Consider the following 23175-nt stretch of genomic DNA (forward strand, 5'->3'; position numbering starts at 1 on the left):
ATGCCCGATCATTGTAGCGCCTTGCGGGCGGCGAACGCCGCGAGCGCGCCGAAGGTCTCGAGCATTTCGCCATCGACCTCATCGTCCTCGATCAGGATGCCGAGCCGATCCTCGATCTCGGTGAGCACGCCCGCCACCGCCATCGAATCGAGTTCGGGAAGCGCGCCGAACAGCGGCGTTTCGTCGGCAAAGGCGGCCGCGCGCTCGGCGGAAAGCCCAAGCACGTCGCGCAACACGGCGCGGATGGTGGTGTCGATTTCCGCTTTGCCTTCCCGAACCACGGCTTCCCCCGTCATGGTGCGGCGCCGCATTAATCGCTGACCGAATGCGGGACAAGTGTTTCGCGCAATCCGGGTTTGCGGGTAGAGGCGGAAAACATGATCGATCTCGATCCCATGCCGCGCCCGATCGACCACCTGCCGGCGTGCGGGCGCCCCGGCGACGTGGCGATCGAAGATCGCGCCGGCACGGTTTCCTATGCCGAACTCGAGGCGCGTGTCGGCGCCACGGCGGCATGGTTGGCGCGGCAGGGGCTCAGCCCCGGCGACCGTGTGGCAAGCTGGCTTCCCAAGACGCGTCTCGCCTGCGTGATGCCGCTCGCGGCGCCGCGCGCGGGGCTGATCCATGTGCCGGTCAATCCGGTGCTCAAACGCGCCCAGGTCGCTCATATCCTCGCCGATAGCGGCGCGGCGATGCTCGTGACCCAGCCCGCGCGCGCGGCGACCTTCGAGGCCGGAGATGTGCCCGAGGCGTGCCGGATCGTGGCCGAGGAGGATATCGCGATCACGGGCGATCGCCTTCCGTCATCTGCCGCCGATCCCGATTATCTCGCGGCGATCCTCTATACCTCGGGATCGACCGGGCGCCCCAAGGGCGTGATGCTGAGCCATGCCAATCTGTGGCTCGGGGCGATCAGCGTCGCGCATTACCTGGAACTGGAATCGCTAGATCGCGTGCTCGGCGTGCTGCCGTTGAGCTTCGATTACGGGCAGAACCAGCTTTTTTCGACCTGGGCGGCGGGCGCGCGGGTGGTGCCGCTCGATTATCTGTTGCCGCGCGACGTGATGAAGGCGGTCGCGCGATTCGGTATCACGACGCTCGCCGGTGTGCCGCCGCTTTGGACGCAGTTGCTTGAGATCGATTGGACGGAAGATAGCGTAGGCTATCTGAAACGGTTGACGAATTCAGGCGGTGCCTTGGCGCCCACGATGGTAAGCGGCCTGCGCGCACGCTTCCCGGCGGCGAAGCTCTACGCGATGTACGGGCTCACCGAGGCGTTCCGATCGACCTATCTCGATCCGGGGCTGATCGACACGCATCCCGAGGCGATGGGCAGGGCGATCCCGTTCGCCGAGGTGATGGCGGTGCGCGCCGACGGCAGCCGCGCAGCGCCGGGCGAGCCGGGCGAACTCGTCCATGCCGGACCGCTGGTCGCCAGGGGCTATTGGAACGATCCCGAACGCACCGCCCAGCGCTTTCGCCCCGCGCCAGCTTTTTCGCGCGAAGGCGGGATCGCCGCATGGTCGGGCGATACCGTGATCGAAGGAACCGATGGCCTGTTTCGTTTCGTCGGTCGTGACGACGAGATGATCAAGAGCGCGGGCAACCGGATCAGCCCGACCGAGATCGAGGAAGCGGTGCTGCGCGGCGGCGAGGCAGCCGAGGCGGCGGCATTCGGTGTGCCCGACGATCGGTTGGGGCAGGCGATCGTCGTCGTCGCGCGCGCGGTGGGCGACATCGAGGCGGCCGAACAAGGCTTGCGCGCCCGGCTGCGGCGTGATCTGCCGAGCTTCATGCAACCGATACGCTACGAATGGCGCGATGCGCTGCCGCGCAACGCCAACGGCAAGCTTGATCGCGCGGCGATGCGCACGGGGCTGACGCCATGAAGCCGATCGGGCCGATCCCGCCCGAATTCGCGGCGCAGAAGGGCGATCTGACGATCGGCGGGCGGCGCGCGGCGGATTGGGTGGCCGAGGCCGGCGCGACGCCGCTGTTCGTGTACGACATGGCGGCGGTGAGCGCCCGGATCGCGCGGCTGCGCGCGGCGATGCCGAAGGGGCTCGACGTGCATTATGCCGTCAAGGCGAACCCGTTCGCGCCGCTGCTGGCGGAAATCGCACCGCTTGTCGACGGGCTCGACATTGCCTCGACGGGGGAACTCGCGCGGGTGGAGGGACTGATGCCCTCTGCGCGGATCAGTTTCGCCGGGCCGGGCAAGCGCGATGATGAACTGGCGGCCGCGATCGGTGTCGGCGTGACGATCAACCTCGAATCCGAAAGCGAAGCGACCCGCGCGCTGGCGATCGGCGAGCGGCTTGGCGTCACGCCGCGCCTGGCGGTGCGTGTGAACCCTGATCTCGAACTGCGCGGATCGGGGATGCGGATGGGCGGGCGCGCCTCGCCGTTCGGGGTCGATGCCGATCGCGCGGGCGCGCTGGTCCGCCGCCTGATCGACGTGGGCGCCGACTGGCGGGGTTTCCATATCTTCGCAGGGTCGCAGGCGCTCGACGCCGCGGCGATCATCGAAACGCAGGCTGAGACGCTGGCGCTTGCGGGCAGGCTCGCCGACGAGGCGGGCGCATCACCGCCGCTGGTCAATCTCGGCGGCGGCTTCGGGGTGCCTCATTTCGCGGGCGACGCGGCGCTCGACGTCGAGGCGATCGGTGCGGCGCTGGGCGTGCGGCTGGCGGCACGCGCGGCCGTATTGGCGCAGAGCCGGTTCGCGATCGAGCTGGGCCGGTGGCTGGTCGCCGAAGCGGGCGTGTATCTGACGCGCGTGATCGACCGAAAAGTCAGCCACGGCGAGACCTTCCTCGTCGTCGACGGCGGGCTGCACCACCAGCTCGCCGCCTCGGGCAATTTCGGCACGGTGGTGCGCCGCAACTATCCGATCGCGGTCGCGCATCGCATGGGCGAGGCCGCCGACGAGGACGTGAATGTCGTCGGCTGCCTGTGCACCCCGCTCGATCGGCTCGGCGATCGTGTCGCGCTGCCGCACGCCGGAGTGGGTGACGTCATCGCGATCTTCCTGGCCGGGGCGTATGGCGCGTCGGCGAGCCCCGCGGGTTTCCTGAGCCACCCGCCGGCACGCGAAATGCTGGCCCGCGGCCGTCAATCCTAACGCTATCTTCACCTCTTGACCGCATAGCCCGACGCTGATCGCGGCGCATGGCCGGAGGCGACGTCACCTCCGGCCGGCCCCGCGCGGGAGGTTTCGAGCATGGGTCTGGAGCGTTTTTCGAGGACTGTCGCGGCACCCGCCGCGCTCGCCCTGGCGCTAGCGGGGTGCGCGGGGAGCGATCGGCCGCAACTGCCGCCGGCGACCTTCGTCGCTCAGCAGCAGGCACCCGGCGAGCAATACATCATCGGCCCGCTCGACAAGCTCAACATCTTCGTGTGGCGTAATCCCGAACTGTCGTCGCAGGTGCAGGTGCGACCCGACGGGCGCATCACCACACCGCTCGTCAGCGACATGCCCGCGGTCGGCAAGACCCCGGCGATGCTCGCCGACGACATGAAGATCGCGCTCAGCCAATATATCCAGGACCCGATCGTCTCGGTGATCGTCGAGAATTTCTCGGGCACGTTCAGCCAGCAGATCCGCATCGTCGGCGCGACCGAGAAGCCCGCGGCGCTGCCCTATCGCGCCAACATGACGTTGCTTGACGCGATGATTGCAGTCGGCGGGCTTTCCGAATTCGCCGCGGGCAACCGCGCCCGGCTGGTCCGCTTCGATCGGACTACCGGCAAGCAGAAGGAATATGCGCTCAAGCTTTCCGATTTGCTCAAGAACGGCAACACGCGCGCCAACGTGCGGCTCGAGCCGGGGGATGTGATCATCATCCCCGAAAGCATGTTCTAAAGGATGCGCGCGTGAACGCTCTCTACGACGAATTGCGCATCGCGCTGCATGCGGTCTGGCAACGGCGCTGGATCGCACTCGCGGCCGCCTGGGCGATCTGCCTGCTGGGCTGGCTTGCGGTGGCGCAGATTCCCAACAGCTACGATTCGCACGCGCGCGTGTTCGTGCAGATGAGTTCGATCCTGCCGGGCAAGCTCGGCATCACGCCGAGCGACCAGCAGAAGGATGTCGATCGCATCCGGCAGACGCTCGCCTCGTCGGTCAACCTCCAGAAGGTCGTGCGCGGCACCGATCTCGTGAACACGGTGTCGAACGACAAGGATGTCGCCGTGCGGGCCGCCGGGCTCAAGGACGCGGTGAAGGTGACCGCGCAGCAGGACAATCTGTTCGAGATCACCGCCACCGCGGCAAGCCCCAAGCTTGCGCACGATATCGTCCAGAAGATGATCGACATCTTCGTCGAGGAAAATCTTGCCGGCGATCGCACCGAGACGACCGAATCGCTCGGCTTCCTCGATGCGCAGCTCGCCGCACGCCAGCGCCAGTTGCAGGACGCCGACCAGAAGCGTGCCGATTTCAACGCGCAATATCTGGGGTCGTTGCCCGGCACCGGCTCGCTCCAGGATCGGATCAACGCCGCGCGCAGCCAATTGGCGCAGGTCGATTCGGATCTGGCGGCGGCGCAATCGAGCCTGTCGGCGGTCAACGCGCAGATGGCGGGAACGCCGTCCACGGTTGCGGGGCCGGGCGGCACCACGCTCGGCCCGGCGCACGCCCGCGTCGCCGCGATCATGGGGCAACTCGCCGATGCGCGCGCGGGCGGCTTCACCGATTCACATCCCGATGTGATCGCGCTCGCGAACCAGCTCAAGGTCGCACAGGCCGCGGCCGCGCGCGAGCCCGCCGGGGCCACCGGCGGCACGCCCAACCCACTCTATATGTCGCTCCAATCGATGCAGGCGGAAAAGACGTCGACGGTCGCCTCGCTCGTGTCGCGCAAGCAGCAGATCGCTGGTGATCTCAATACGTTGCAGACGCGGCTTGCCGCCGATCCCGGTGTCGCGGCGCAGCAGGCGCAGCTCGAGCGCGACTATCAGGTACTCAAGGCGCAATACGACAAGATTCTCGCCGATCGTGAGGATGTGAAGCTTCGCGGGCAAGTGCAGACGCAGACCGACGCGATCAAGTTCAACGTCGTGGATCCGCCGACGAGCCCGACCGCGCCGACCTCGCCCAATCGCGTGCTGCTGCTCAGCGGCGTGCTGATCGTCGGGCTGATCGGTGGCGTCGGGGTCGCCTTCGGACTCGCCCAGCTCAAAACCACCTTCGCCACCGCGCCGCGGCTCGAGGTCGCGACCGGGCTGCCGGTGATCGGATCGGTCGGGCTGATGCTGAACGAGGCCGAACGCGCGCTGCGGACGCGGCGGTTGCGATTGTTCGCGGGCGGCACGGCCGCGCTCGGGGTCGCCTATGTCGCGTTGCTGGGGGTCGAATTCCTCCAGCGCGGGCTGGCGGCGTGAGGGAGGCCGGCATGAACGACGCCACACCGCGCCGTTTCAAGGGCTCGCTGATCGAGCGCGCCGATGCGGCTTATGATTTTCAGGCGCTCCTGCGCGGTGCCGAACCGCGGATGTCCGTGCCGCCGCCGGCGATTGCTCCGGTCGTGGCCGTCGAGGCGCCCAGGCCCGCGCCTGTCACCCGGCTGGCCGGCGTGGCGACCGTCGATCGCGAGCGGCTCGCGAGCCAGCATCTGCTCGTGCCCGGGGCGCCGGTGGGGGTGCTCGCCGAGGAATTCCGCCTGATCAAGCGCCAGGTGCTGCTCACCGCGCGCGCGGTGAAGGGGGGCGCCGGCGATGTGCGCTCGCGCATGGTGCTGGTCTGCTCGGCTAATCCCGATGAGGGCAAGACCTTCAGCGCGACCAATCTCGCGATTTCGCTCGCGGCGGAGAAGAACGTCGAGGTGCTGCTCGTCGAGGGCGATTGTGCCAAGCCCGATCTGCTCCACCGCCTCGGCATCGAGGAAGGGCCGGGGCTGCTCGACGCGATTGCGGACGAAGCGTTCGACATCGAGGATTGCGTGATCCGCACCGATATCCCGCAACTGAGCGTGCTCCCCGCAGGCGCGCGCAGCCACGACGACACCGAATTGCTCGCGAGCGAACGCGCAGGAGCGTTGCTCGACGCGCTGGTCGCGGCCGATCCGCGCCGCATTCTGGTGTTCGATTCGCCGCCGGCGCTCGCCGCGTCGCCTGCCGCCGTGCTCGCGAGTCGGGTGGGGCAGGTGATGATGGTGGTGCGCGCCGATCGCACCGGCGACAGCGAGCTTCGCGAGGCAATCCAGCTTCTCGATGCGTGCGAGCATGTCAATCTGGTGCTCAACGCCGTTTCTTTCACCGCCGGCCGCCCGCGCTTCGGCAGCTATTACGGCCATTATGGCGAGGAGAAGTCGCAGTGATCCGCGCAACCAGCATCGCGGCCGCCGTGGCGCTGCTCGGTGCGGCCAGCCCCGCGCTCGCGCAGCAAAAGCAGATCTCGCCCTATATCGAGATCAGCCAGGTGGTGACCGACAATTTCACGACCGGCGACGTGCTCACCTATTCGCAGGTCGCCGCCGGTGTCGACGCCGCGCTGACGACGCATAATGCGGCCGCGCAGGTGAGCTATCGCTATGAGCACAGCTTCTCGTGGGACAAGGATGTCGGCGACGACGACGTCCATCAGGGGCTCGCGCGGGCCGCGGTCAAGGTCGGGCAGGCGCTGACGATCGAGGGCGGAGCGCTGGCGACGCGCGCGCGATCGGACATCCGCGGGCCCGCGGCAGGGTTCGACGGGCCACAGATCGATAACGTGACGCAGGTCTACGCTTTTTACGCCGGCCCGTCGTTCGCGACGCGCGCCGGGCCGGTCGATCTCACCGCGAGTTATCGGCTGGGCTATGTGAAGGTCGAGGCGCCGGGCTTCACGGGCCTCGGCCCCGATACGCCACGGCTCGATTATTACGACGATTCGACCAGCCACAACGTCCAGGTCAGCGCTGGCGTGCGCCCCGGCGTCGTGGCGCCGGTCGGGCTCACCGCCAGCGCGGGTTACGAACGCGAGGATGCCGGGCAGCTCGACCAGCGCTATGAGGACAAATATGTCCGCGGCGACGTGCTCGCACCGGTCTCGGCCACTGTCGCGCTGACCGCCGGCGTCGGCTATGAGGAACTGGAGACCAGCCAGAAAGACCCGCTGCTCGATGCCGACGGCAACCCGGTGATCGACGGCGACGGCCGTTTCGTCACCGATCCGGCCTCACCGCAGCGGATCGCCTATCGCACCGACGGCATCTATTGGGACGCCGGCGTCGTCTGGCGGCCGAGCCCGCGCACGCAACTCGAGGCGCATGTCGGGCGGCGTTACGATTCGTGGGTTTATTTCGGCTCGCTCAGCCACGCCATGTCGGAAACGAGCGGTATGCGGGTCGTGGTCTACGATCAGGTCGATACGTTCGGGCGCCAGTTGCGCAACGGGCTCGCCGGGCTGCCGACCAGCTTCACCACGCTGCGCGATCAGTTCAGCGGCGCCTATGCGGGCTGCACCTTCGGCACCAGCGGGTCGGAGGTCGGCGGTTGCCTCAACGACGTGTTCCAGTCGATCTCGACCGCGAGCTACCGCGCGCGCGGCGCCGATGGCGTCATCTACGCAAGCAAGGGGCCGACGCGACTGGGCTTCGGCGTGGGCTATGCCAACCGCAAGCTCTATTCGCCCAACACGCCGGGCGGGGCGATCGCTTATGGCATCGAGGATCAGAGCGTCTACGGGCAATTCTTCGTCCAGCGCGCGCTCGACGCCAATTCGAGCCTCGAAGGCGATGTCTTCGCCAATTGGTATAATCCGGGGTTTGCGGGCGCCGAGAACATCTTCTCGACCGGCGCGGTCGGCACCTACAACCGCTACTTCGGCCGGCTCGGGGCGATCGCCTCGCTCGGCGTCTACACGTTCGACACCAAATCCACCGACGCGGACGTGACCGGCCAGGCGCTGGTCGGGCTGCGCTATCAGTTCTGATGATGACCGGCACTTCTGACGATTACGGGCGCCCCACAGGCAGGAATGCGACGATGTACGAAGACCAATACGGATTGAGCGGCCGGCCTTTCGCGCTGACACCCGATCCGCGCTTCTGGTTCGAGACCGCCACGCACCGCAAGGCGATGGCCTATCTCGGCTATGGCCTGTCGCAGGGCGAGGGGTTCATCGTCGTCACCGGCGATATCGGCGCGGGCAAGACGACGCTGGTCGGCCATCTGGTCGATACGATCGATGCCGCGCGGCTCAGGATCATCACCCTCGTCTCGACCCAGATGAATCCCGAGGATCTGTTGCGGCTGGTCGCCGACGGGCTCGGCATTGACGGGCACGGGCTCGCCAAGGCCGACCTGCTCAAGCGGATCGAACAGGGGCTGCATGCCACGGCGCGCGAGGGCCGTCGCACGCTGCTGATCGTCGATGAGGTGCAGGCGCTGCCCACCGATTCGCTCGAAGAACTCAGGATGCTGTCGAACATCCAGGCGGGTGGGCATCCGCTGCTCCAGATCGTGCTGCTCGGCCAGCCCGAATTTCGCGATTCTCTCCACGGGTCGGACCGGCTCGAACAATTGCGCCAGCGCGTGATCGCGATCCACCATCTCGATCCGATGGAACCGCAGGAGATCGAACCGTATATGATCCACCGCCTGTCGCTGGTCGGCTGGCAGGGGAAGCCCGCCTTCACCCGTGACGCCTTCGAGGCGCTGCACGAAGCGACCGGCGGCGTGCCGCGGCTCGTCAACCAGCTCGCCGGGCGCGTGATGCTGTTCGCGGCGATGGACCGGCTGGAGACGATCGACGCCGAGGTGATCGACGCGGTGATCGACGATCTCGCCGCCGACGTCCATCACCCCACGCCGCAACCGCTCGCCGATGCCGAGAAGGCTGGTGCCGAAGCCGAAGCGATGCAGCGGATCGCGATGCTCGAAACGCGCGTCGAGGAACAGGATGCAGCGCTGCGCCGCGTGTTGACGCTGCTCGTCGATTGGGTCGAGGGTGGCGACAGCCAGCGCAGCGAGCCCGTGATGGGCAGCAGCGCGGCCTGAGGGGGCGCGCGTGACGATGCTCAACGGTCTGTCGGTCGATGTCGAGGACTGGTTCCAGGTCGGCGCGTTCGAAACGGTGATCGCGAAAGCCGATTGGGATCGGCTGCCGCAGCGCGTCGAGCGCAATACCGATGCGGTGCTCGCGCTGTTCGGCGAGACGGGGGTCAAGGCGACCTTCTTCACGCTCGGCTGGGTCGCGCATCGCTACCCCGCGCTGATCCGCCGGATCGTCGATGCGGGCCATGAAATCGCGAGCCACGGCTGGGATCATCAGCGCGTGTTCACGATGGATGCGGCCACCTTCCGCGCGGATCTCGCGCGGGCGCGCGCCGCGCTCGAAGATGCAGGCGGCACGGCCGTCACGGGCTATCGCGCGCCGAGCTTCTCGATCGATACCCGCACCCCCTGGGCGCACCCCGAACTGGCGCAAGCGGGCTATACCTATTCGTCGAGCGTCGCGCCGGTGGTCCACGATCATTACGGCTGGCCGGAAGCATCGCGCTTCGCCTTCCGTCCGCTCGCCGATAGCGGCCTGATCGAGCTTCCCGTCACCACCGCACGCATCCGCGGCCGCAATGTCGCGACCGGCGGCGGCTTCTTTCGGCTGTTCCCGAGCGCCTACACCAATTGGGCAGTGCGGCAGGTCAATCGCAAGGACGAGCGCCCGGCGGTGTTCTATTTCCACCCGTGGGAGATCGATCCCGGCCAGCCGCGCGTCGCCGACGCGCCGCTCAGGTCGAAGCTTCGCCATTACGCGCGGTTGGGCGCGATGGCGGGCAAGCTGCGCGGGCTGATCGCGCACCACCAATGGGGCCGGGTCGATGCGGTCGCGGCAGGCGAGGCGGCGCGGCTCGGATGACGATGGCCTTGCTCGATCCCCCGCTGGCGCTCCGCACGGCCGATTTGCGCGATCCCACCGAATGCGCGCGGATCGACGCCTTCGTGCGCGATCATCGCGGCACGCCGTTCCACTTTACCGGCTGGAGCCGCGCGGTCGAGCGCGGCTGCGGGCAGCGCGCGCATTATCTGGTCGCCGAGACCGCTGACGGCGCGATCGCGGGGGTGCTGCCGACCAGTGCGATCCGATCGCCCCTGTTCGGCGCGGCGTTGGTATCGGCGGGGTTCGCGGTCGATGGCGGCGTGCTTGGCGCCAACGTGGCGGTGGGGCCGCTCAGCCGCGCGGCCTGGGCGCTTGCCGAACAATTGCGCTGCCCCACGCTCGAACTGCGCGGCGGCCCGGTGCCCGGCGACGGCTGGCAGGTCGACGAGGCCACCTATGTCGGTTTCGCGCGCGATCTCGCTGCGGATGACGACGCCCAATTGACCGCGATCCCGCGTAAGCAGCGCGCCGAGGTCCGCAAGGCGCTCGCCCATGATTTCGAGATCGCGATCGGCAATGACGCCGCTGCTGCGCGCGAGCATTATGCGGTCTATGCCGAATCGGTGCGCAACCTCGGCACCCCGGTATTTCCGGCCGCCTTGTTCCGCGCGGTGCTCGATCAATTCGGCGATGCCGCCGACGTGCTGACGGTGCGTCATCAGGGCCGCGCGGTCGCCAGCGTTCTCAGTTTTTATGCCAATAATACCGTCTATCCCTATTGGGGAGGCGGGACTTTTTAGGCGCGTGGGCTGCGCGCCAATGATGCGATGTATTACGCGCTGATGTGCCATGCCCGGTCACGCGGCTGCACGCGGTTCGATTTCGGGCGCTCGAAAGTCGGCACCGGCGCGGCGGCGTTCAAGAAGAATTGGGGGTTCGACGCTACACCGCTCGCGTACGCCGTGCGCACCGCCGACGGCGCCGCGAAGCGCGAGATCAACCCGCTGAGCCCGCGCTATCGCTTGCAGGTGCGCGTCTGGCAGAAACTGCCGCTGTGGCTCGCCAACATCATGGGGCCGTGGATCGCCAAGGGGCTGGGGTGATGGAACTCCTCTTCCTCGCGCACCGCGTGCCTTATCCGCCCGATCGTGGCGACAAGATCCGCAGCTTTCACCTGCTCAAGCACCTTTCAGCGCGGGCGAAGGTCCATCTCGTCGCGTTCACAGACGACGATCGCGATCTGGCGCATCGCGACGCACTGACCCCCTGGACGGCGACCCGCACGCTCGTTCCGCGCCGCAAAGGGCAGGCGCGCGCCGCGATCGAGGCGCTGGCGACCGGCAAACCCGTCTCGCTGACTGCCTTTGCCGATCCCGCAGTTTCAGCGGCGTGCGCGGACATCCTCTCAACGCATCCGATCGATACGATTTTCTGTTTTTCCGGGCAGATGGCGCAATATCTTCCCGCACGGGCTCAGCGTGTCATCATGGATTTCGTCGATGTGGATTCGGCCAAGTTCGCCGGTTACGCCGACGATGCCCGTGTGCCGATGGCCTGGATGATGCGTCGCGAGGCGCGGCTGCTCGGCGCGTTCGAGCGCGCGATCTCCGCGCGCGCTGACGTCAGCCTGTTCGTCAGCGAGGCCGAGGCCGCGTTGTTCCGCGGCGGCGGCGGCAAGGGCAGGGTCATCGCGATCGAAAACGGCATCGATACCGTGCGCTTCGATCCCGAAGCGGCCTTCGAGTCCGTTGCGGCGCCGCGCCCGCTGATCGCCTTCACCGGCCAGATGGATTACCGCCCCAATATGGAAGCGGTGCGCTGGTTTGCGGAAGATATCCTGCCGCTTATCCGCCGAACCCATGACGCTACATTCGCGATCGTCGGTCGCAACCCCGATCCGGCGGTAACCGCGCTCGTATCGCCGCACGTGATCGTCACCGGCGAGGTCGCCGATGTGCGCGGCTGGCTGGCGGCGGCATCGGCGGTGGTCGCGCCGCTCAGGCTCGCGCGCGGGGTGCAGAACAAGGTGCTCGAGGCGATGGCGATGGCGCGCCCGGTGGTCGCCTCGGCCGCCGCCGCCGAGGGGATCGACCATGACGGCACGATCCGCACCGGTCGCGACGCCGACGCCATCGCCGACGCTGTGACGTCATTGCTCGGCAATTCCGCCGATGCCGCGGCATTGGGTGTTGCGGCGCGCGCGCGCGTGATCGCGCGCTACGGCTGGTCGGCCCGCCTTGCGCCGCTCGATGCGCTGCTGGGGCTGGACGCCCGCAGGAATGCAGCATGACGGCAGCGGCGCTGGCACCGGAGGTTGCGCGCCCGCTGGGCGTCTGGCGGCGGCATCTGATTGCGCTCGGCGTGGTCGCGGTGGCGATCCTCATCCTGTTTCGCGGCGATGTCGCCGATCTCGCGCACCTGTGGTGGACGAGCACGACCTTTGGGCATTGCCTGTTCATCGGCCCCGTCCTCGCCTGGCTGGTGTGGCAACGCCGCGACGATCTTTCGCAACTCACGCCCGCTGCGTGGTGGCCGGGGTTGGCGCTGGTCGCGGCGGGCGGCGCGGGCTGGCTGATGGGCGACGCGGCAAGCGTCGCGCTGGCGCGCCAACTCGGGTTGGTGATGATGCTTCAGGGCGCGGTGGTGACCTTGCTCGGCCCCGCGGTCGCGCGCGGATTGCTGTTTCCGCTGGTCTATGCGGTGTTCCTCGTGCCGTTCGGCGAATCGCTCGAAGGCCCGCTTCAGGACGTGACGGTGACGATGATCATGCCGCTGCTCCATCTGTTCGGCGTGCCCGCGGTGGTCGATGGTGTGCTGATCACGATCCCCAACGGCTATTTCGAGGTCGCCGAGGCGTGTTCGGGCGCCAAATTCGTGATCGCGATGATCGCCTATGGAACGCTCGTCGCCAACGTCTGCTACGTCTCATGGGCCCGCCGCGCGGTGTTCATGGTGATGGCGCTGGTGGTGCCCGTGCTCGCCAACGGGCTGCGCGCGTTCGGTACGATCTACGCCGCGCACCTCACCTCGGTGGAACAGGCGACCGGCTATGATCATATCGTTTACGGCTGGATTTTCTTCGGGCTGGTGATGGCCGCGGTGCTCGCGATCGGCTGGAAGTGGTTCGATCGCGATCCGCGCGCGCGCTGGTTCGATCCCGCCGCGCTCCAGGCCCGGCCGGCTCACCGTATCGGCCTGCTCCCCGGCGTGGTGCTGGTGCTCGCGGTAGCATCGATCTTTCCGGCATGGTCGATCGCGATCGGCGGGCGCGCCGCACTGCCCGACCAGATCGACCTGCCCGCCGTGCCCGGCTGGCACCGCGCGCCGATCGCCACCAAGGCGCCGTGGACGCCTTATTATCCGGGCACCGATCACTTCCTTGTCGGCCGCTACACCGACGGGACGGCGGCGGTCGACATCGCGATTGCGGTGTTCGCCGATCAGCAGGAGGGCAAGGAACTCGTCTCGTTCGGCACCGGCGTGCTGCGTGAGGACGATGTGTGGGTGCGCGTCCAGAACCAACCCCCGATCGCGGGCGGATCGGTGATGCGGATTACGCATCCGGGGCCGGTCGAACGGATCGTCGCGACGTGGTACGTGGTCGGCGATGTCGTCACCGCCAGTCCGAATCGCGTGAAGCTCGAAACGCTCAAGGTACGGCTGTTGGGGGGCGACCACCGCGCGGCCGCGATCCATTTGTCGGCGCAAGTCCGCCCCGGCACCGATCCGCGTGCCGCGATCGCCCGCTTTGCCCGCGCGCTCGGCCCGTTCGACCGGCTGGTCGACAAGACGATCGCCGAATGAGGGTCACCATCCTTCCGTTCGCCCTGAGCTTGTCGAAGGGCCGTTCTTCTCTGCCAAGACGGAAAGAAGAACGGTGCTTCGACAAGCTCAGCACGAACGGACTTAGGGGCCGCTGATGTGCGGCATTGCGGGGTTGTTCTACCCCGCGACCCCCAAGCCGGTCGATCCGCAGCGCATCGCGAAGATGATCGAGGTGCAGGCGCATCGCGGCCCTGACGGCAGCGGCGTATGGACCGCGCCGGGGGTGGGGCTCGGGCACCGGCGGCTGTCGATCATCGATCTTGGCGGCGGCGCGCAGCCGATGCAGAGCTTCGACGAGCGGATCACCGTCACCTACAACGGCGAAATATACAATTTCCGCGAGGTGCGCCTCGAGCTGGAGGCCAGGGGCGCGCATTTCGTCACCGAGAGCGATACCGAGGTGCTGCTCCACGGCTGGCGGCTCTGGGGGCCGGGGATGCTCGCGCGGCTGAACGGCATGTTCGCCTTCGCGCTCCACGATGCCGAGCGGCAATGCCTGTTCCTCGCGCGCGATCGACTGGGGGTGAAGCCGCTCCATTATGTCGAGCTGGCGGACGGCGCGCTCGCCTTCGCGTCCGAATTGAAGGGGCTGCTCGCGCACCCGCTGCTGCGCCGCAAGCCCGATATCCGCGCGATCGAGGATTTCATGGCGCTCGGCTACGTCCCCGACGACGCCTGCATCGTCGCCGGCGTGAAGAAGCTCGCCGCGGGGTATTGCCTGCTGGTCGAGCGCGGCAAACCGGTTCCCAAGCCGGTGCAATATTGGGATCTGGATTTTTCGAACCGCGCGCGTGGGTCGGCAAGCGCGCTCGAAGAGGAACTGGTTGAGCGGATGCGCGCCGCGGTGCGCTCGCGGATGGTGGCGGACGTGCCGCTCGGTGCGTTCCTGTCGGGTGGGGTCGACAGCTCGGCGGTGGTCGCGCTGATGGCCGAGGCGTCGACCCGCGCGGTCAAGACCTGCACGATCGGCTTCGACGAGGCGGGGCATGACGAGCGCCGCTTCGCCACAGAGGTCGCGCGCCGCTTCGCCACCGATCACCGCGAGCGGATCGTTGCGCCCGACGATTTCTCCGCCGTCGACCGCCTCGTCACCGCGTTCGACGAACCCTTTGCCGATGCCTCGGCGCTCGCCACCTATCGCGTCTGCGAACTCGCGCGTGAGAATGTGACGGTGGCGCTCTCGGGTGACGGCGCTGACGAGGCGCTGGCGGGGTATCGCCGCTACAAATTCCAGCACGCCGAGGAGCGCGTGCGCGGGCTGCTTCCTGCTGGGCTGCGGGCCAATGTGTTCGGGCGGCTCGGCCATGCCTATCCCAAGTTCGATTGGGCGCCGCGGCCGCTGCGCTTCAAATCGACGCTGCTCGCGCTCGCCGACGATGGCGACGAAGCTTATGCGCGCTCGGTGGGTGTCACCACGCCCACGCTGCGCGCTTTGCTGTTCACCGACGCGGCGACGCGCGCGCTCGGCGGGCACCGCGCGGAGGAACGCTATGTCGCGACGATGCGCGGCGCCCCCGCGCGCGACGCGCTCGATCGCGCGCAATATGCCGATATCAAGCACTGGCTGCCCGGCGATATTCTGACCAAGAGTGATCGCACCAGTATGGCCGTCAGCCTAGAGGCGCGCGAGCCGCTACTCGATCACCGCCTGCTCGAATTTGCCGCCACGCTGCCGGTCTCGATGCGGCTGCGGCGCGGGCAGGGCAAGTGGCTGATGAAGAAAGCGATGGAACGCTATCTGCCGCAAAATGTGCTCTACCGCCCCAAGATGGGGTTCGTGACCCCGATCAGCGCGTGGTTCCGCGGGGCACTGACCGATGAGGCGCAGGGGCTGGCGGTCTCGAAGACGCTATCCGCCACCGGCTGGTTCGATATGCGCGCGATCCAGCATCTCGCCGAGGATCACCGCGCGGGCAAGGCTGAGCACGGCCGCACGCTGTGGCAGTTGATGATGCTCGAACGCTCGCTGGCGCGGGTGTTTGGGTAGGTATCGAAATCATCGGCGACGGCTTCGGCGTGTGTTGGAAACCGAACGCGTTTCCGACCTTCCGTCACTCCGGGGGTGACGATAAATTTTATGTCCGCTCTTGGGGCGCCCGCAAAGGGTCATTCGCCTCTATTCGGCCTGCATCGTCATCCAGTCCGAGAAATTCTCGGTCCAGCGCCGGGTGGTCAGCGCCTGTGACCCCATCCGCATCGGGCCGAAGCCGTGGCCGCCTTTCTCGAACAGATGTGCCTCCACCGGCACCTTGGCCGCGCGGCAGGCGGCGAGCATCGATAGCGTGTTGCGGGGATCGACCAGCCCGTCGTCCATCGCCTGCACGAAGAACAAGGCCGGCGTTTGGGCCGTCACGCGCTTGTCGATCGTGTAGCGCGCCGCGATCGCGGGGTCGGGGTTGGGGCCGAGCAGGTTCTTGAACGTCGCGCCGCTCGTGCCGAAGGCCGGGTCGATCACCGGATAGACCAGCCCCGCGAACGCCGGGCGCGCCGATTGCCGGTCGGCAGCGTCGACGGCATCATAGACCTTGTCGGCGAAGCAGGTCGCGAGCGACCCCGCTAGGTGCCCGCCGGCCGAGAAGCCGACGATGCCGAGCTTGGCGGGATCGATGCCGTATTTGGCGGCGTTCGCGCGGATCAGCCGCATCGCGCGCTGCGCGTCCTGCAACGGCACGTCCCAGCGCGTGCCCCAGCCTTCGCCGGGCAGACGATAGGCGAGGACGAACACGGTGATCCCCTCGGGAACATAGGTCTTGGCGACCTCGATCCCTTCGTTCTGCACCGAGACGAAGCCGTAGCCGCCGCCCGGAATTGAGAGCAACGCACGGTCGTTCGGGTTGGGCGGGCGATACACCGCGACGATCGGTTCGGGAATGCCGTAGAGCCAGAGTTGGCGATCGCCCGCCGGGCCGTTCATCGTGTCGTGCGGGGTCGGCAGCGTCGCGGGTGTGCCCGGCGCCTTGCCCGGCCAGAGCTTGAAATGCTCGGGGGGCCAGGCGGGGCGATCGGGTTCGCCTTCGGCGGGCGTCGGCGTGCCCCATTCCTGCGCACCGGCGACGCTCGCGAGGCTGAGCCCGAGCCCGGCCCCGATCAGGCTGCGGCGATCGATCGGCATCTGCGTCTCCCCTTTGATTTGGCGCGACTTTAGCCGCCGCGATGCCAAAGCGAAACCGATCAGGCGAACAACGCGATCCCCGCATGAAGCGTCAGCGCGACCAGCGCGAGGCTCGATAGCACGAACAGCGTGAACCGCACCGACACGCGGTTCCACAACGCTTGCACCAGGCTGTGGAGGATGCGCAGGATCACATAGGCCCAGGCGATATCGGCGTTGATCCCGCCGCCCTGGCCGATCATCGCCAGCACCAGCGCGACGGCATAGAACAAGGTCGGCTGTTCGAGCAGATGGTTGTGGTTATGCGCCTTCCACTGGACACGCGGCGGCAGCGCGCCGTCGGCATCGGTGCCCTTGCCGCCGATCAGCTTGCCCAGATCGACCCCCGCCGCCTTCATCGCCGGCAGCCGGGTCGCCATCAGCCAGACGAGCATCACCAGCGTCCAGGCGATCAAGGCGATCACCGGGCGCAGGATGTTCAGAGTCGGATCAAGCATCGTGCCCCTCCTATCGCGCACCTGGCGCGGCGTATTGATGAACGAAGCGAAGCATCGTTCCCGTCTCGCCGGCAGCGCGGCGTTCGGGGTTGGTCACATGCTGGTCGAAAACGAACAGGGATTCGAAGCTTCCATCGGGCAAAGTGCGCTGCTCGCCAACGGCGTGGATATGGATGTCGTCCCGGTCGTCGTTATAGGGTTCTATGGCGGTGAAATCGCCGACTTTGCCCTCGTAGCGATCGGCGATGTCATGATAGTCTTTCAGATCGCCGATCTCCGCGGGCATCGGCCAGCGCAGCGAGCAGGCATGATAAGGCGGGTCCTCGATGAACAGTAGCGCCGTGACGTCGCCGTCCTCGATCATCCAGCCCCGGCCCGGATCGTCGCGGAGGGTGATTTTCACCTGTTCGGACGTGAGCGGCGTGGCGTCCTGCGCTTCCATCAGCGCGACGACGGCCTGATCGTCGGGGAATGTCTGGAGGCAGACCTGATCGTAAAGCGCGGTCATCCGTGATAGGCGCTGGTCGGCATTTGCCTGGGCCGCGCCGGCCAGCATCAGCAGCAGCGATATCATGACGGCATCCCCCTCCGTATGGAGGGGGAATATCACCGGACGCCGGGGTCATGTCCAGCGTCCAGCGACACCGATCAGTCGAAGATCGCGCCCCAGCGGCGCTTTGCGCGGGTCTTCCAGTGGCCGCGATGGTAAGCGTCCGACGCGAGCAGCGGCATGACGCTGCCTGCCTCGGCATAGACCATCTGTTCGAGCGCGGTATCGACCTTGCCCCAACTCGCCGCTTCCTTGAGTGTCGAGGAGGAGCACGCCCCGTCGCGCACGTCGGCGACGGTGATCTGCACCGCATATTTGTGCATCTCGATATCGTCATGGCCGAGGATTTCGGCGCAAACCACGGTATCCTGGATAAAATTCTTGGGCACGCCACCGCCGATCATCAACAGGCCGGTGGTGCCGGCCTTGATCTTGATGTCGGTCAACTCGCGGAAATCCGCCACCGCGTCAATCGTCAGATAGGGCTTGCCCGCCTTCATCCGCTCGACCTGATGCTTGACGAGCCCGAAGCCCGCCGACGAATCGACGAAGGCCGGACAGAAGATCGGCACGTCATGCTCATAGGCCAGCTTGACGAGGCTGTTCTCCTTCTTGCCGTGTTCGGCGAGATAGCGGCCCATCTCGCGGATGAACGCGCGCGACGAATAGGCTTTGGGCTCGAGCGCGTCGGCGATCGCGCCGATTGTGCCGTCGCAATCCTGAAGCTGCTCTTCGTCGATATAGGTATCGTAGATGCGATCGATATAGAGCGATCGTAGAACGTTATCGTCGGGAATTTCAAGCGCTTGATAGTGTTTGTGGCCAAGGCCTTCGAAAAAATCCATGTCGACGATCGAGGCGCCGGTGGCGACCACGCCGTCGATCATGTTCGAGCGCAGCAGTTCGGCATAGAGGTCCATGCACCCCCCCGCCGAGGTGCTGCCCGCGATGACGAGGAAGATCGAGCAATCCTTGTCGGCGAGCATCTGGTTGTAGATGCCGGTCGCGCGCGCGAGGTCGCGGCTGGTGAAGCTCATTTTGCCCATCGCATCGACGATCGGCCGCGCGTCGAAGCTGGTGATGTCGATATGCTCGACGGTCGTCGACAGCAATTCGGCCTTGCGCGTGTCGTTGGCGGGGGCGTCGGGGTGCGAAACGGTCATGGTCTTCCTCAAGCAATTCGCCCGTCACCCCAGCGAAGGCTGGGGTCCATGTCTGGCACGAAAGAGGCGATCGACATCGCCGATGACAGACAGACATGGATGCCAGCCTGCGCTGGCATGACGGAGGTGGATGGCGCCAATGTTACAGCGTGACGACGTTCGATGCGACCTCGGTCTCGGGCTCGACGTAGAGCGAGGCCATCGGCTCGTCGGTGACGATCACCGTTTCGTCCGAGCCGAAGCCGTTGAACGCGGTGCGCATCGCCGCGCCGTACGCGCCGAGCATCCCGATTTCGATATAATCGCCCGCGCGGATATCGGCGGGCAGTTCGAACGGGCCGGCCATATGGTCGAGATCGTCGCACGTCGGGCCGTAGAAGCTGAACGGCATCTCGCGCGTGTTGCTCGCCGGCTCACGCAGCAGGCGCACGGGGAAGCGCCAGCCGATATGCGCGGCATCGAACAGCGCGCCGTACGCGCCGTCGTTGATATACAATTCGTCACCGCGCCGCCGTTCGACGCGCACGATCAGCGACGAATATTCGGCGCACAGCGCGCGGCCGGGCTCGGCCCACAATTCAGCCGAATAGCTGATCGGCAGGCTTTCGAAGCACCGATGGATGGTCTCGAAATAGCGTTCGAGCGAGGTTGGCTCCATGCCGGGATAGACGCTCGGAAAACCGCCGCCGACATCGATCACGTCGACCGTCACCGCGGCCTCGACGATCGCCTCGCGCACGCGCTCCATCGCGTTGGCATAGGCATCGGGCGCCATCGCCTGGCTGCCGACATGGAAGCAGATGCCGAGCGCGTCCGCCGCCTGGCGGGCTGCGAACAGCAGTTCCTTGGTCTCGCCGGGCACCGCGCCGAATTTGGACGCGAGGCTGAGCTTAGACAGATCGGACGACACCCGCAGTCGGACGCACAGCGTCAGGTCGGTCGCGCCGTTCGTGGCGCGCATGATCTTTTCCAGTTCCTCGATCGAATCGAGGCTGAAGGTACGCACGCCGTACGTCTCATAGGCGTCGCGAATCGCTTCCTCGGCCTTGACCGGGTGCATGAAGCACAAGATCGCGCCCGGCAGCGTGCGCGCGACGAGCCGCACCTCGGCAATCGAGGCGACGTCGTAATGCGTGATCCCGTTATCCCACAGGATCTGCAACAGGTCTGGCGACGGATTCGCCTTCACCGCATACATCGAGCGGCCCGGAAACTTCTCGACGAAGAATCGGGCGGCGCGTGCCGCGGCGTGCGGGCGAACGAGCGTTACCGGCTGGGCCGGATGGCCATTGGCGATATCGATGCCACACGTGACACCAAGGGGGGCTGTTGCTAGCCCCAGCGCGCGATGATGCTTGACCAATTCAAGGGACCTCCAGGGCGTAGTTCGACACAAAGAGCTGCCTTGCGGTTGGAAGTCCCTTGGGGCAGCGGAAGCGCGACATAGGGTCACCGAACCGCGATGTAAAGCATTGTGGAATGACGAAGGACACGCCGTGACGATCGTACGACAACCGACCCGGGCCGGGGTCCGCGATGCGGCAGCGAAAGTCGCGCAAATCCTGCCTTTTTCACCGTTGTTCGTCCACGAACTGGATGGCGTTCCAATCGCGTTCAAGGCCGAGTGCCTGCAACCGATCGGCGCGTTCAAGCTGCGCGGCGCGTGGCACCGACTCACCGCGCTCGACGAAAACGTCCGGGCGCGGGGGGTGGTTGCATTCTCGTCGGGCAATCACGCGCAAGGCATTGCCTGGGCGGCGAAGCGGCTCGGCATGCCCGCGACGATCGTGATGCCCGCGGATGCGCCGCGCGCGAAACGCGAGTCGACGCTCGCGCTCGGCGCCGAAATCGTCAGCTACGATCGCGCGACCGAAAGCCGTGAGTTGATCGCCGCGCGTCTCGCCGAGGCGCGTGGCGCCGCGCTGGTGCCCAGTTTCGACGATCCGTGGGTGATCGAGGGGCAGGGGAGTGCGGGCGTCGAGGCAGCGCAGCAGATGGCGGAACGCGGGCTGGGCGCTCCGGCGCGCGCAGTGGTGCCGTGCGGTGGCGGCGGGCTTGCCGCTGGAATCGCGCTCGCGCTGCCCGACGCGGCGATCACGATCGTCGAGCCCGAAGGCTGGGACGACATGCGTCGCAGCCTCGAGGCGGGCTGGATCGAGCCCGTCGGCCCCAATCCGCCCCCCACCGCCTGCGACGCGCTGCAAACGCTGCGCGTCTCGCCGCTGACCTTTGAGGTGTTGGCAAACCATGATGCACACGGTGTCGCGGTCAGCGAGGCGGAGATCCGCGCCGCGCAGCGCTGGGCGGCGGAAAAGCTGCGGCTGGTGGTCGAACCGGGCGGCGCGGTCGCACTCGCCGCCTTGCTCGCGCGCCGGATCAAACCCGCCGAGCGCACGCTCGTCATCCTCTCGGGCGGCAATGTCGATCTCGATTCTTACGCCGCAGTGCTCGGCGGCGAGATCGCCGTGGCGCGAGAGCCGGCATGAACGCGCTCGAACACGCCGCGCCCGCAATCGCGATGCTTGCCGCCTTCGCGCTCGTTATCGGCGGGATCGTGCTGATCCGACAGGGCGAAGACCGCCGCAAGGGCGTGCTGATGCTCGTGATGGCGGCGGTGTTGGTGGGGAATGTGCTGATCTGGACGATGTGAGGGCGTAGAGATCGTTTCGACTGTCAAGAGAATGGTTGGTAGTTGGTGCTTAGCTGCCATTGTCCGACGGTGCGCTAAATGTGCCCTTGGGATGCCAGTCACTGTTGAATCGTGCCAGTTGAGGAGTTGATGGTCGTATAGCGTTGAAGATAAGTATACCGATCTTGTCGTAAAAAAGAGGAGAATTGCCATGACCTGAAGTGACGTCTCCGTCTTTAACGCGCTCGAAGGCGACCGCTGTTCCATCGGTCCACCAACCACTTTCGCCATTCCAGGAAGAAGCCAGAGCGTCCAATTCTGAGGTTAGTTTTGTATATCTCGTCGAGCTAAGATTAATTTTAAATGATTTATATTGGTCGCTATCGCTTCTAGGCCTCATTGCCACCATTCCTTCGCCGCCAGCGGAGGTGCGACGGAGCGACACCGCGAAATAGGTATCGCCAAACGACGGTATCGCGACGAATCGTAATCCATCGGGTGCAATAGCAGTGAGCGGAGGAAGTTGATTGAGCAACGCGATTTGTGTTGTGCCCCCGTAAAGGTTGCTCAATCGTTCGGTCACTGGCCCTTTTTGCATTGAGGTTTCTGCGCGCCGAGCTTCGCGCTTCATCCACTCCGCCGCTCCGATGTAACCGAGAAACAGCAGTTGCAGAATAACGACGGCACTGGTGAGATATCCAAACCAGTGGACATATTTGAGCCAGCGCCAGCGCTTCATAAGCGCAAGCTATCATAGCAGCGAATAGCCGCAAGTGGATCCGAGCCATTGAGCGGTATGATGGATGCCCGCCTTGGGCAGCTACGCCATTGATTGCCGGCCGGATTCGCCGAGGCGCGGATCAACGCCTGCTAAGCCGTCCCAGCGAGCCTCACTTGATCGGTGAGTTCGGGTCCAGCCGCATGTCGAGATAATTGTCGACTGATCCCATCAGCTCGGTCATCTCATGCTCGAAGAAATGGTTCGCGCGCGGGATCACGTCGTGGTGGATCGTGATGTGCTTTTGCGTGCGCAATTTGTCGACCAGCTTCTGCACCGCGCTCGGCGTCACGACTTCGTCGGCGTCGCCCTGGATGATGATGCCCGACGAGGGGCACGGCGCGAGGAAGGTGAAATCGTACATGTTAGCGGGCGGCGCCACCGAGATGAAGCCGCGAATCTCGGGCCGGCGCATCAGCAACTGCATCCCGATCCACGCGCCGAAGCTGACGCCCGCGATCCATGTCGTTTGTGCTTCGGGATGGAAGCTCTGCACCCAATCAAGCGCGCTGGCGGCATCCGACAATTCGCCGATGCCGTTGTCGAATGTGCCCTGGCTCTTGCCGACACCGCGGAAATTGAAGCGCAGCGTGGCGAAACCGCGCCGCTGGAAGGTCTTGTAGAGTTCGATCACCATCCGGTTGTTCATCGTGCCGCCCGAGGCGGGGTGCGGATGGAGAATCATCGCCACCGGCGCGCGCGGGCGCGGCGCAGGGGAGAAACGGCCTTCGAGACGGCCTTCGGGGCCGGGAAAGATGACTTCGGGCATAATACTCGGTGGCTTGGGCGCGGTGGCGCAGGAAATCGTCGCCGCTATAT

At 66.4% G+C, this 23175-nt stretch carries 21 protein-coding genes and 1 pseudogene; 14 read left to right on the top strand and 8 right to left on the bottom strand.

Going from position 1 to position 23175, the window contains the following annotated elements:
* Nucleotides 1-8: 8 nt before the first annotated feature.
* Complete coding sequence (locus tag DFR49_RS00555) at nucleotides 9-296, bottom strand: acyl carrier protein (RefSeq protein ID WP_119035190.1); 288 nt, start codon at nucleotides 294-296, stop codon at nucleotides 9-11.
* 81 nt (nucleotides 297-377) lie between these two features.
* Here DFR49_RS00555 and DFR49_RS00560 point away from each other — a divergent pair, with 81 nt between their 5' ends.
* From DFR49_RS00560 to DFR49_RS00615, 12 genes and pseudogenes are all read left to right on the top strand, one after another.
* Nucleotides 378-1889, top strand: a complete 1512-nt coding sequence (locus tag DFR49_RS00560) for an acyl-CoA ligase (AMP-forming), exosortase A system-associated (RefSeq protein ID WP_211325780.1) — start codon at nucleotides 378-380, stop codon at nucleotides 1887-1889.
* On the top strand, nucleotides 1886-3124 hold the full coding sequence (locus DFR49_RS00565; RefSeq protein WP_119034121.1) for a pyridoxal-dependent decarboxylase, exosortase A system-associated: 1239 nt from the start codon (nucleotides 1886-1888) through the stop codon (nucleotides 3122-3124). Before DFR49_RS00560 ends, DFR49_RS00565 begins: the two co-directional genes overlap by 4 nt.
* 99 nt (nucleotides 3125-3223) lie before the next feature.
* Entirely contained in the window at nucleotides 3224-3865 is a 642-nt protein-coding gene (locus DFR49_RS00570; RefSeq protein WP_119034122.1) for an XrtA/PEP-CTERM system exopolysaccharide export protein, read from the top strand.
* An 11-nt stretch (nucleotides 3866-3876) separates the two neighbouring features.
* A complete protein-coding gene (locus DFR49_RS00575; RefSeq protein ID WP_119034123.1) occupies nucleotides 3877-5385 on the top strand; it encodes an XrtA system polysaccharide chain length determinant in 1509 nt (502 codons plus the stop codon).
* 11 nt (nucleotides 5386-5396) lie between these two features.
* Nucleotides 5397-6320, top strand: a complete 924-nt coding sequence (locus DFR49_RS00580) for a P-loop NTPase family protein (RefSeq protein WP_119034124.1) — start codon at nucleotides 5397-5399, stop codon at nucleotides 6318-6320.
* Nucleotides 6317-7915 (top strand): hypothetical protein, encoded by a 1599-nt coding sequence (locus tag DFR49_RS00585; RefSeq protein ID WP_245968178.1) that lies wholly within the window; start codon nucleotides 6317-6319, stop codon nucleotides 7913-7915. The genes DFR49_RS00580 and DFR49_RS00585 overlap by 4 nt, the downstream gene beginning before the upstream one ends.
* Before the next feature lie 53 nt (nucleotides 7916-7968).
* Nucleotides 7969-8982 (top strand): ExeA family protein, encoded by a 1014-nt coding sequence (locus tag DFR49_RS00590; protein WP_119034125.1) that lies wholly within the window; start codon nucleotides 7969-7971, stop codon nucleotides 8980-8982.
* Nucleotides 8983-8998: 16 nt separating this feature from the next.
* Nucleotides 8999-9841 (top strand): XrtA system polysaccharide deacetylase, encoded by an 843-nt coding sequence (locus tag DFR49_RS00595; RefSeq protein WP_119035193.1) that lies wholly within the window; start codon nucleotides 8999-9001, stop codon nucleotides 9839-9841.
* Nucleotides 9838-10905: pseudogene (locus DFR49_RS00600) on the top strand (FemAB family XrtA/PEP-CTERM system-associated protein). Before DFR49_RS00595 ends, DFR49_RS00600 begins: the two are co-directional and overlap by 4 nt.
* Nucleotides 10905-12092, top strand: coding sequence for a TIGR03087 family PEP-CTERM/XrtA system glycosyltransferase (locus DFR49_RS00605; protein ID WP_119034126.1), 1188 nt, complete (start codon nucleotides 10905-10907; stop codon nucleotides 12090-12092). Before DFR49_RS00600 ends, DFR49_RS00605 begins: the two are co-directional and overlap by 1 nt.
* Nucleotides 12089-13606 carry an exosortase A gene (xrtA, locus tag DFR49_RS00610; RefSeq protein ID WP_119034127.1) on the top strand — a complete coding sequence of 506 codons (1518 nt, stop codon included), beginning with the start codon at nucleotides 12089-12091 and terminating at the stop codon, nucleotides 13604-13606. The genes DFR49_RS00605 and xrtA overlap by 4 nt, the downstream gene beginning before the upstream one ends.
* A 115-nt stretch (nucleotides 13607-13721) precedes the next feature.
* Entirely contained in the window at nucleotides 13722-15614 is a 1893-nt protein-coding gene (locus DFR49_RS00615; RefSeq protein WP_119034128.1) for an XrtA/PEP-CTERM system amidotransferase, read from the top strand.
* Nucleotides 15615-15743: 129 nt separating this feature from the next.
* On the opposite strand, the gene DFR49_RS00620 is transcribed toward DFR49_RS00615, so the two are convergent.
* The 5 genes from DFR49_RS00620 to DFR49_RS00640 all read right to left on the bottom strand — a co-directional run bounded on the left by DFR49_RS00620 (nucleotide 15744) and on the right by DFR49_RS00640 (nucleotide 20312).
* Nucleotides 15744-16739, bottom strand: a complete 996-nt coding sequence (locus DFR49_RS00620) for an alpha/beta hydrolase (RefSeq protein WP_119035194.1) — start codon at nucleotides 16737-16739, stop codon at nucleotides 15744-15746.
* A 59-nt stretch (nucleotides 16740-16798) separates the two neighbouring features.
* Nucleotides 16799-17236, bottom strand: coding sequence for an MAPEG family protein (locus DFR49_RS00625; protein WP_119034129.1), 438 nt, complete (start codon nucleotides 17234-17236; stop codon nucleotides 16799-16801).
* Between the two features lie 10 nt (nucleotides 17237-17246).
* Nucleotides 17247-17810 carry an NMCC_0638 family (lipo)protein gene (locus DFR49_RS00630; protein ID WP_119034130.1) on the bottom strand — a complete coding sequence of 188 codons (564 nt, stop codon included), beginning with the start codon at nucleotides 17808-17810 and terminating at the stop codon, nucleotides 17247-17249.
* A 74-nt stretch (nucleotides 17811-17884) separates the two neighbouring features.
* Nucleotides 17885-18949: a 1,9-bis(guanidino)-5-aza-nonane synthase gene (locus DFR49_RS00635; RefSeq protein ID WP_119034131.1), complete on the bottom strand. Its 1065-nt coding sequence runs from the start codon at nucleotides 18947-18949 to the stop codon at nucleotides 17885-17887.
* Between the two features lie 142 nt (nucleotides 18950-19091).
* Nucleotides 19092-20312: a type III PLP-dependent enzyme gene (locus DFR49_RS00640; RefSeq protein ID WP_119034132.1), complete on the bottom strand. Its 1221-nt coding sequence runs from the start codon at nucleotides 20310-20312 to the stop codon at nucleotides 19092-19094.
* A gap of 133 nt (nucleotides 20313-20445) precedes the next feature.
* Between DFR49_RS00640 and DFR49_RS00645 the strand changes: the two genes are divergently transcribed.
* The gene (locus DFR49_RS00645) at nucleotides 20446-21435 is read left to right on the top strand and encodes a threonine ammonia-lyase (RefSeq protein ID WP_119034133.1); all 990 of its coding nucleotides are present in this window, start codon (nucleotides 20446-20448) and stop codon (nucleotides 21433-21435) included.
* Nucleotides 21432-21599, top strand: a complete 168-nt coding sequence (locus DFR49_RS21795; RefSeq protein WP_170150883.1) for a hypothetical protein — start codon at nucleotides 21432-21434, stop codon at nucleotides 21597-21599. Before DFR49_RS00645 ends, DFR49_RS21795 begins: the two co-directional genes overlap by 4 nt.
* Nucleotides 21600-21648: 49 nt before the next feature.
* Here the strand turns inward: DFR49_RS21795 and DFR49_RS21555 are convergent, their stop codons facing one another.
* Both DFR49_RS21555 and DFR49_RS00650 read right to left on the bottom strand, forming a co-directional pair.
* Nucleotides 21649-22317 (bottom strand): hypothetical protein, encoded by a 669-nt coding sequence (locus tag DFR49_RS21555; protein ID WP_147373603.1) that lies wholly within the window; start codon nucleotides 22315-22317, stop codon nucleotides 21649-21651.
* 151 nt (nucleotides 22318-22468) lie between these two features.
* The gene (locus DFR49_RS00650) at nucleotides 22469-23125 is read right to left on the bottom strand and encodes an alpha/beta hydrolase (protein WP_119034134.1); all 657 of its coding nucleotides are present in this window, start codon (nucleotides 23123-23125) and stop codon (nucleotides 22469-22471) included.
* Nucleotides 23126-23175: the final 50 nt, after the last annotated feature.

Origin of the sequence: Hephaestia caeni (genome assembly GCF_003550065.1) — a bacterium.
GTDB classification, from domain to species: domain Bacteria; phylum Pseudomonadota; class Alphaproteobacteria; order Sphingomonadales; family Sphingomonadaceae; genus Sphingomonas; species Sphingomonas caeni_A.

Bases quoted from the DNA above. Each gene is read 5' to 3' on its own strand.
- DFR49_RS00620 (WP_119035194.1), bottom strand. From the start codon at position 16,739: ATGCCGATCGATCGCCGCAGCCTGATCGGGGCCGGGCTCGGGCTCAGC.
- DFR49_RS21795 (WP_170150883.1), top strand. From the start codon at position 21,432: ATGAACGCGCTCGAACACGCCGCGCCCGCAATCGCGATGCTTGCCGCC.
- DFR49_RS00650 (WP_119034134.1), bottom strand. From the start codon at position 23,125: ATGCCCGAAGTCATCTTTCCCGGCCCCGAAGGCCGTCTCGAAGGCCGT.
- DFR49_RS00590 (WP_119034125.1), top strand. From the start codon at position 7,969: ATGTACGAAGACCAATACGGATTGAGCGGCCGGCCTTTCGCGCTGACA.
- DFR49_RS00560 (WP_211325780.1), top strand. From the start codon at position 378: ATGATCGATCTCGATCCCATGCCGCGCCCGATCGACCACCTGCCGGCG.
- DFR49_RS00625 (WP_119034129.1), bottom strand. From the start codon at position 17,236: ATGCTTGATCCGACTCTGAACATCCTGCGCCCGGTGATCGCCTTGATC.
- DFR49_RS00580 (WP_119034124.1), top strand. From the start codon at position 5,397: ATGAACGACGCCACACCGCGCCGTTTCAAGGGCTCGCTGATCGAGCGC.
- DFR49_RS21555 (WP_147373603.1), bottom strand. From the start codon at position 22,317: ATGAAGCGCTGGCGCTGGCTCAAATATGTCCACTGGTTTGGATATCTC.
- DFR49_RS00630 (WP_119034130.1), bottom strand. From the start codon at position 17,810: ATGATATCGCTGCTGCTGATGCTGGCCGGCGCGGCCCAGGCAAATGCC.
- DFR49_RS00595 (WP_119035193.1), top strand. From the start codon at position 8,999: ATGCTCAACGGTCTGTCGGTCGATGTCGAGGACTGGTTCCAGGTCGGC.
- DFR49_RS00555 (WP_119035190.1), bottom strand. From the start codon at position 296: ATGACGGGGGAAGCCGTGGTTCGGGAAGGCAAAGCGGAAATCGACACC.
- DFR49_RS00565 (WP_119034121.1), top strand. From the start codon at position 1,886: ATGAAGCCGATCGGGCCGATCCCGCCCGAATTCGCGGCGCAGAAGGGC.
- DFR49_RS00605 (WP_119034126.1), top strand. From the start codon at position 10,905: ATGGAACTCCTCTTCCTCGCGCACCGCGTGCCTTATCCGCCCGATCGT.
- DFR49_RS00635 (WP_119034131.1), bottom strand. From the start codon at position 18,949: ATGACCGTTTCGCACCCCGACGCCCCCGCCAACGACACGCGCAAGGCC.
- DFR49_RS00570 (WP_119034122.1), top strand. From the start codon at position 3,224: ATGGGTCTGGAGCGTTTTTCGAGGACTGTCGCGGCACCCGCCGCGCTC.
- xrtA (WP_119034127.1), top strand. From the start codon at position 12,089: ATGACGGCAGCGGCGCTGGCACCGGAGGTTGCGCGCCCGCTGGGCGTC.
- DFR49_RS00615 (WP_119034128.1), top strand. From the start codon at position 13,722: ATGTGCGGCATTGCGGGGTTGTTCTACCCCGCGACCCCCAAGCCGGTC.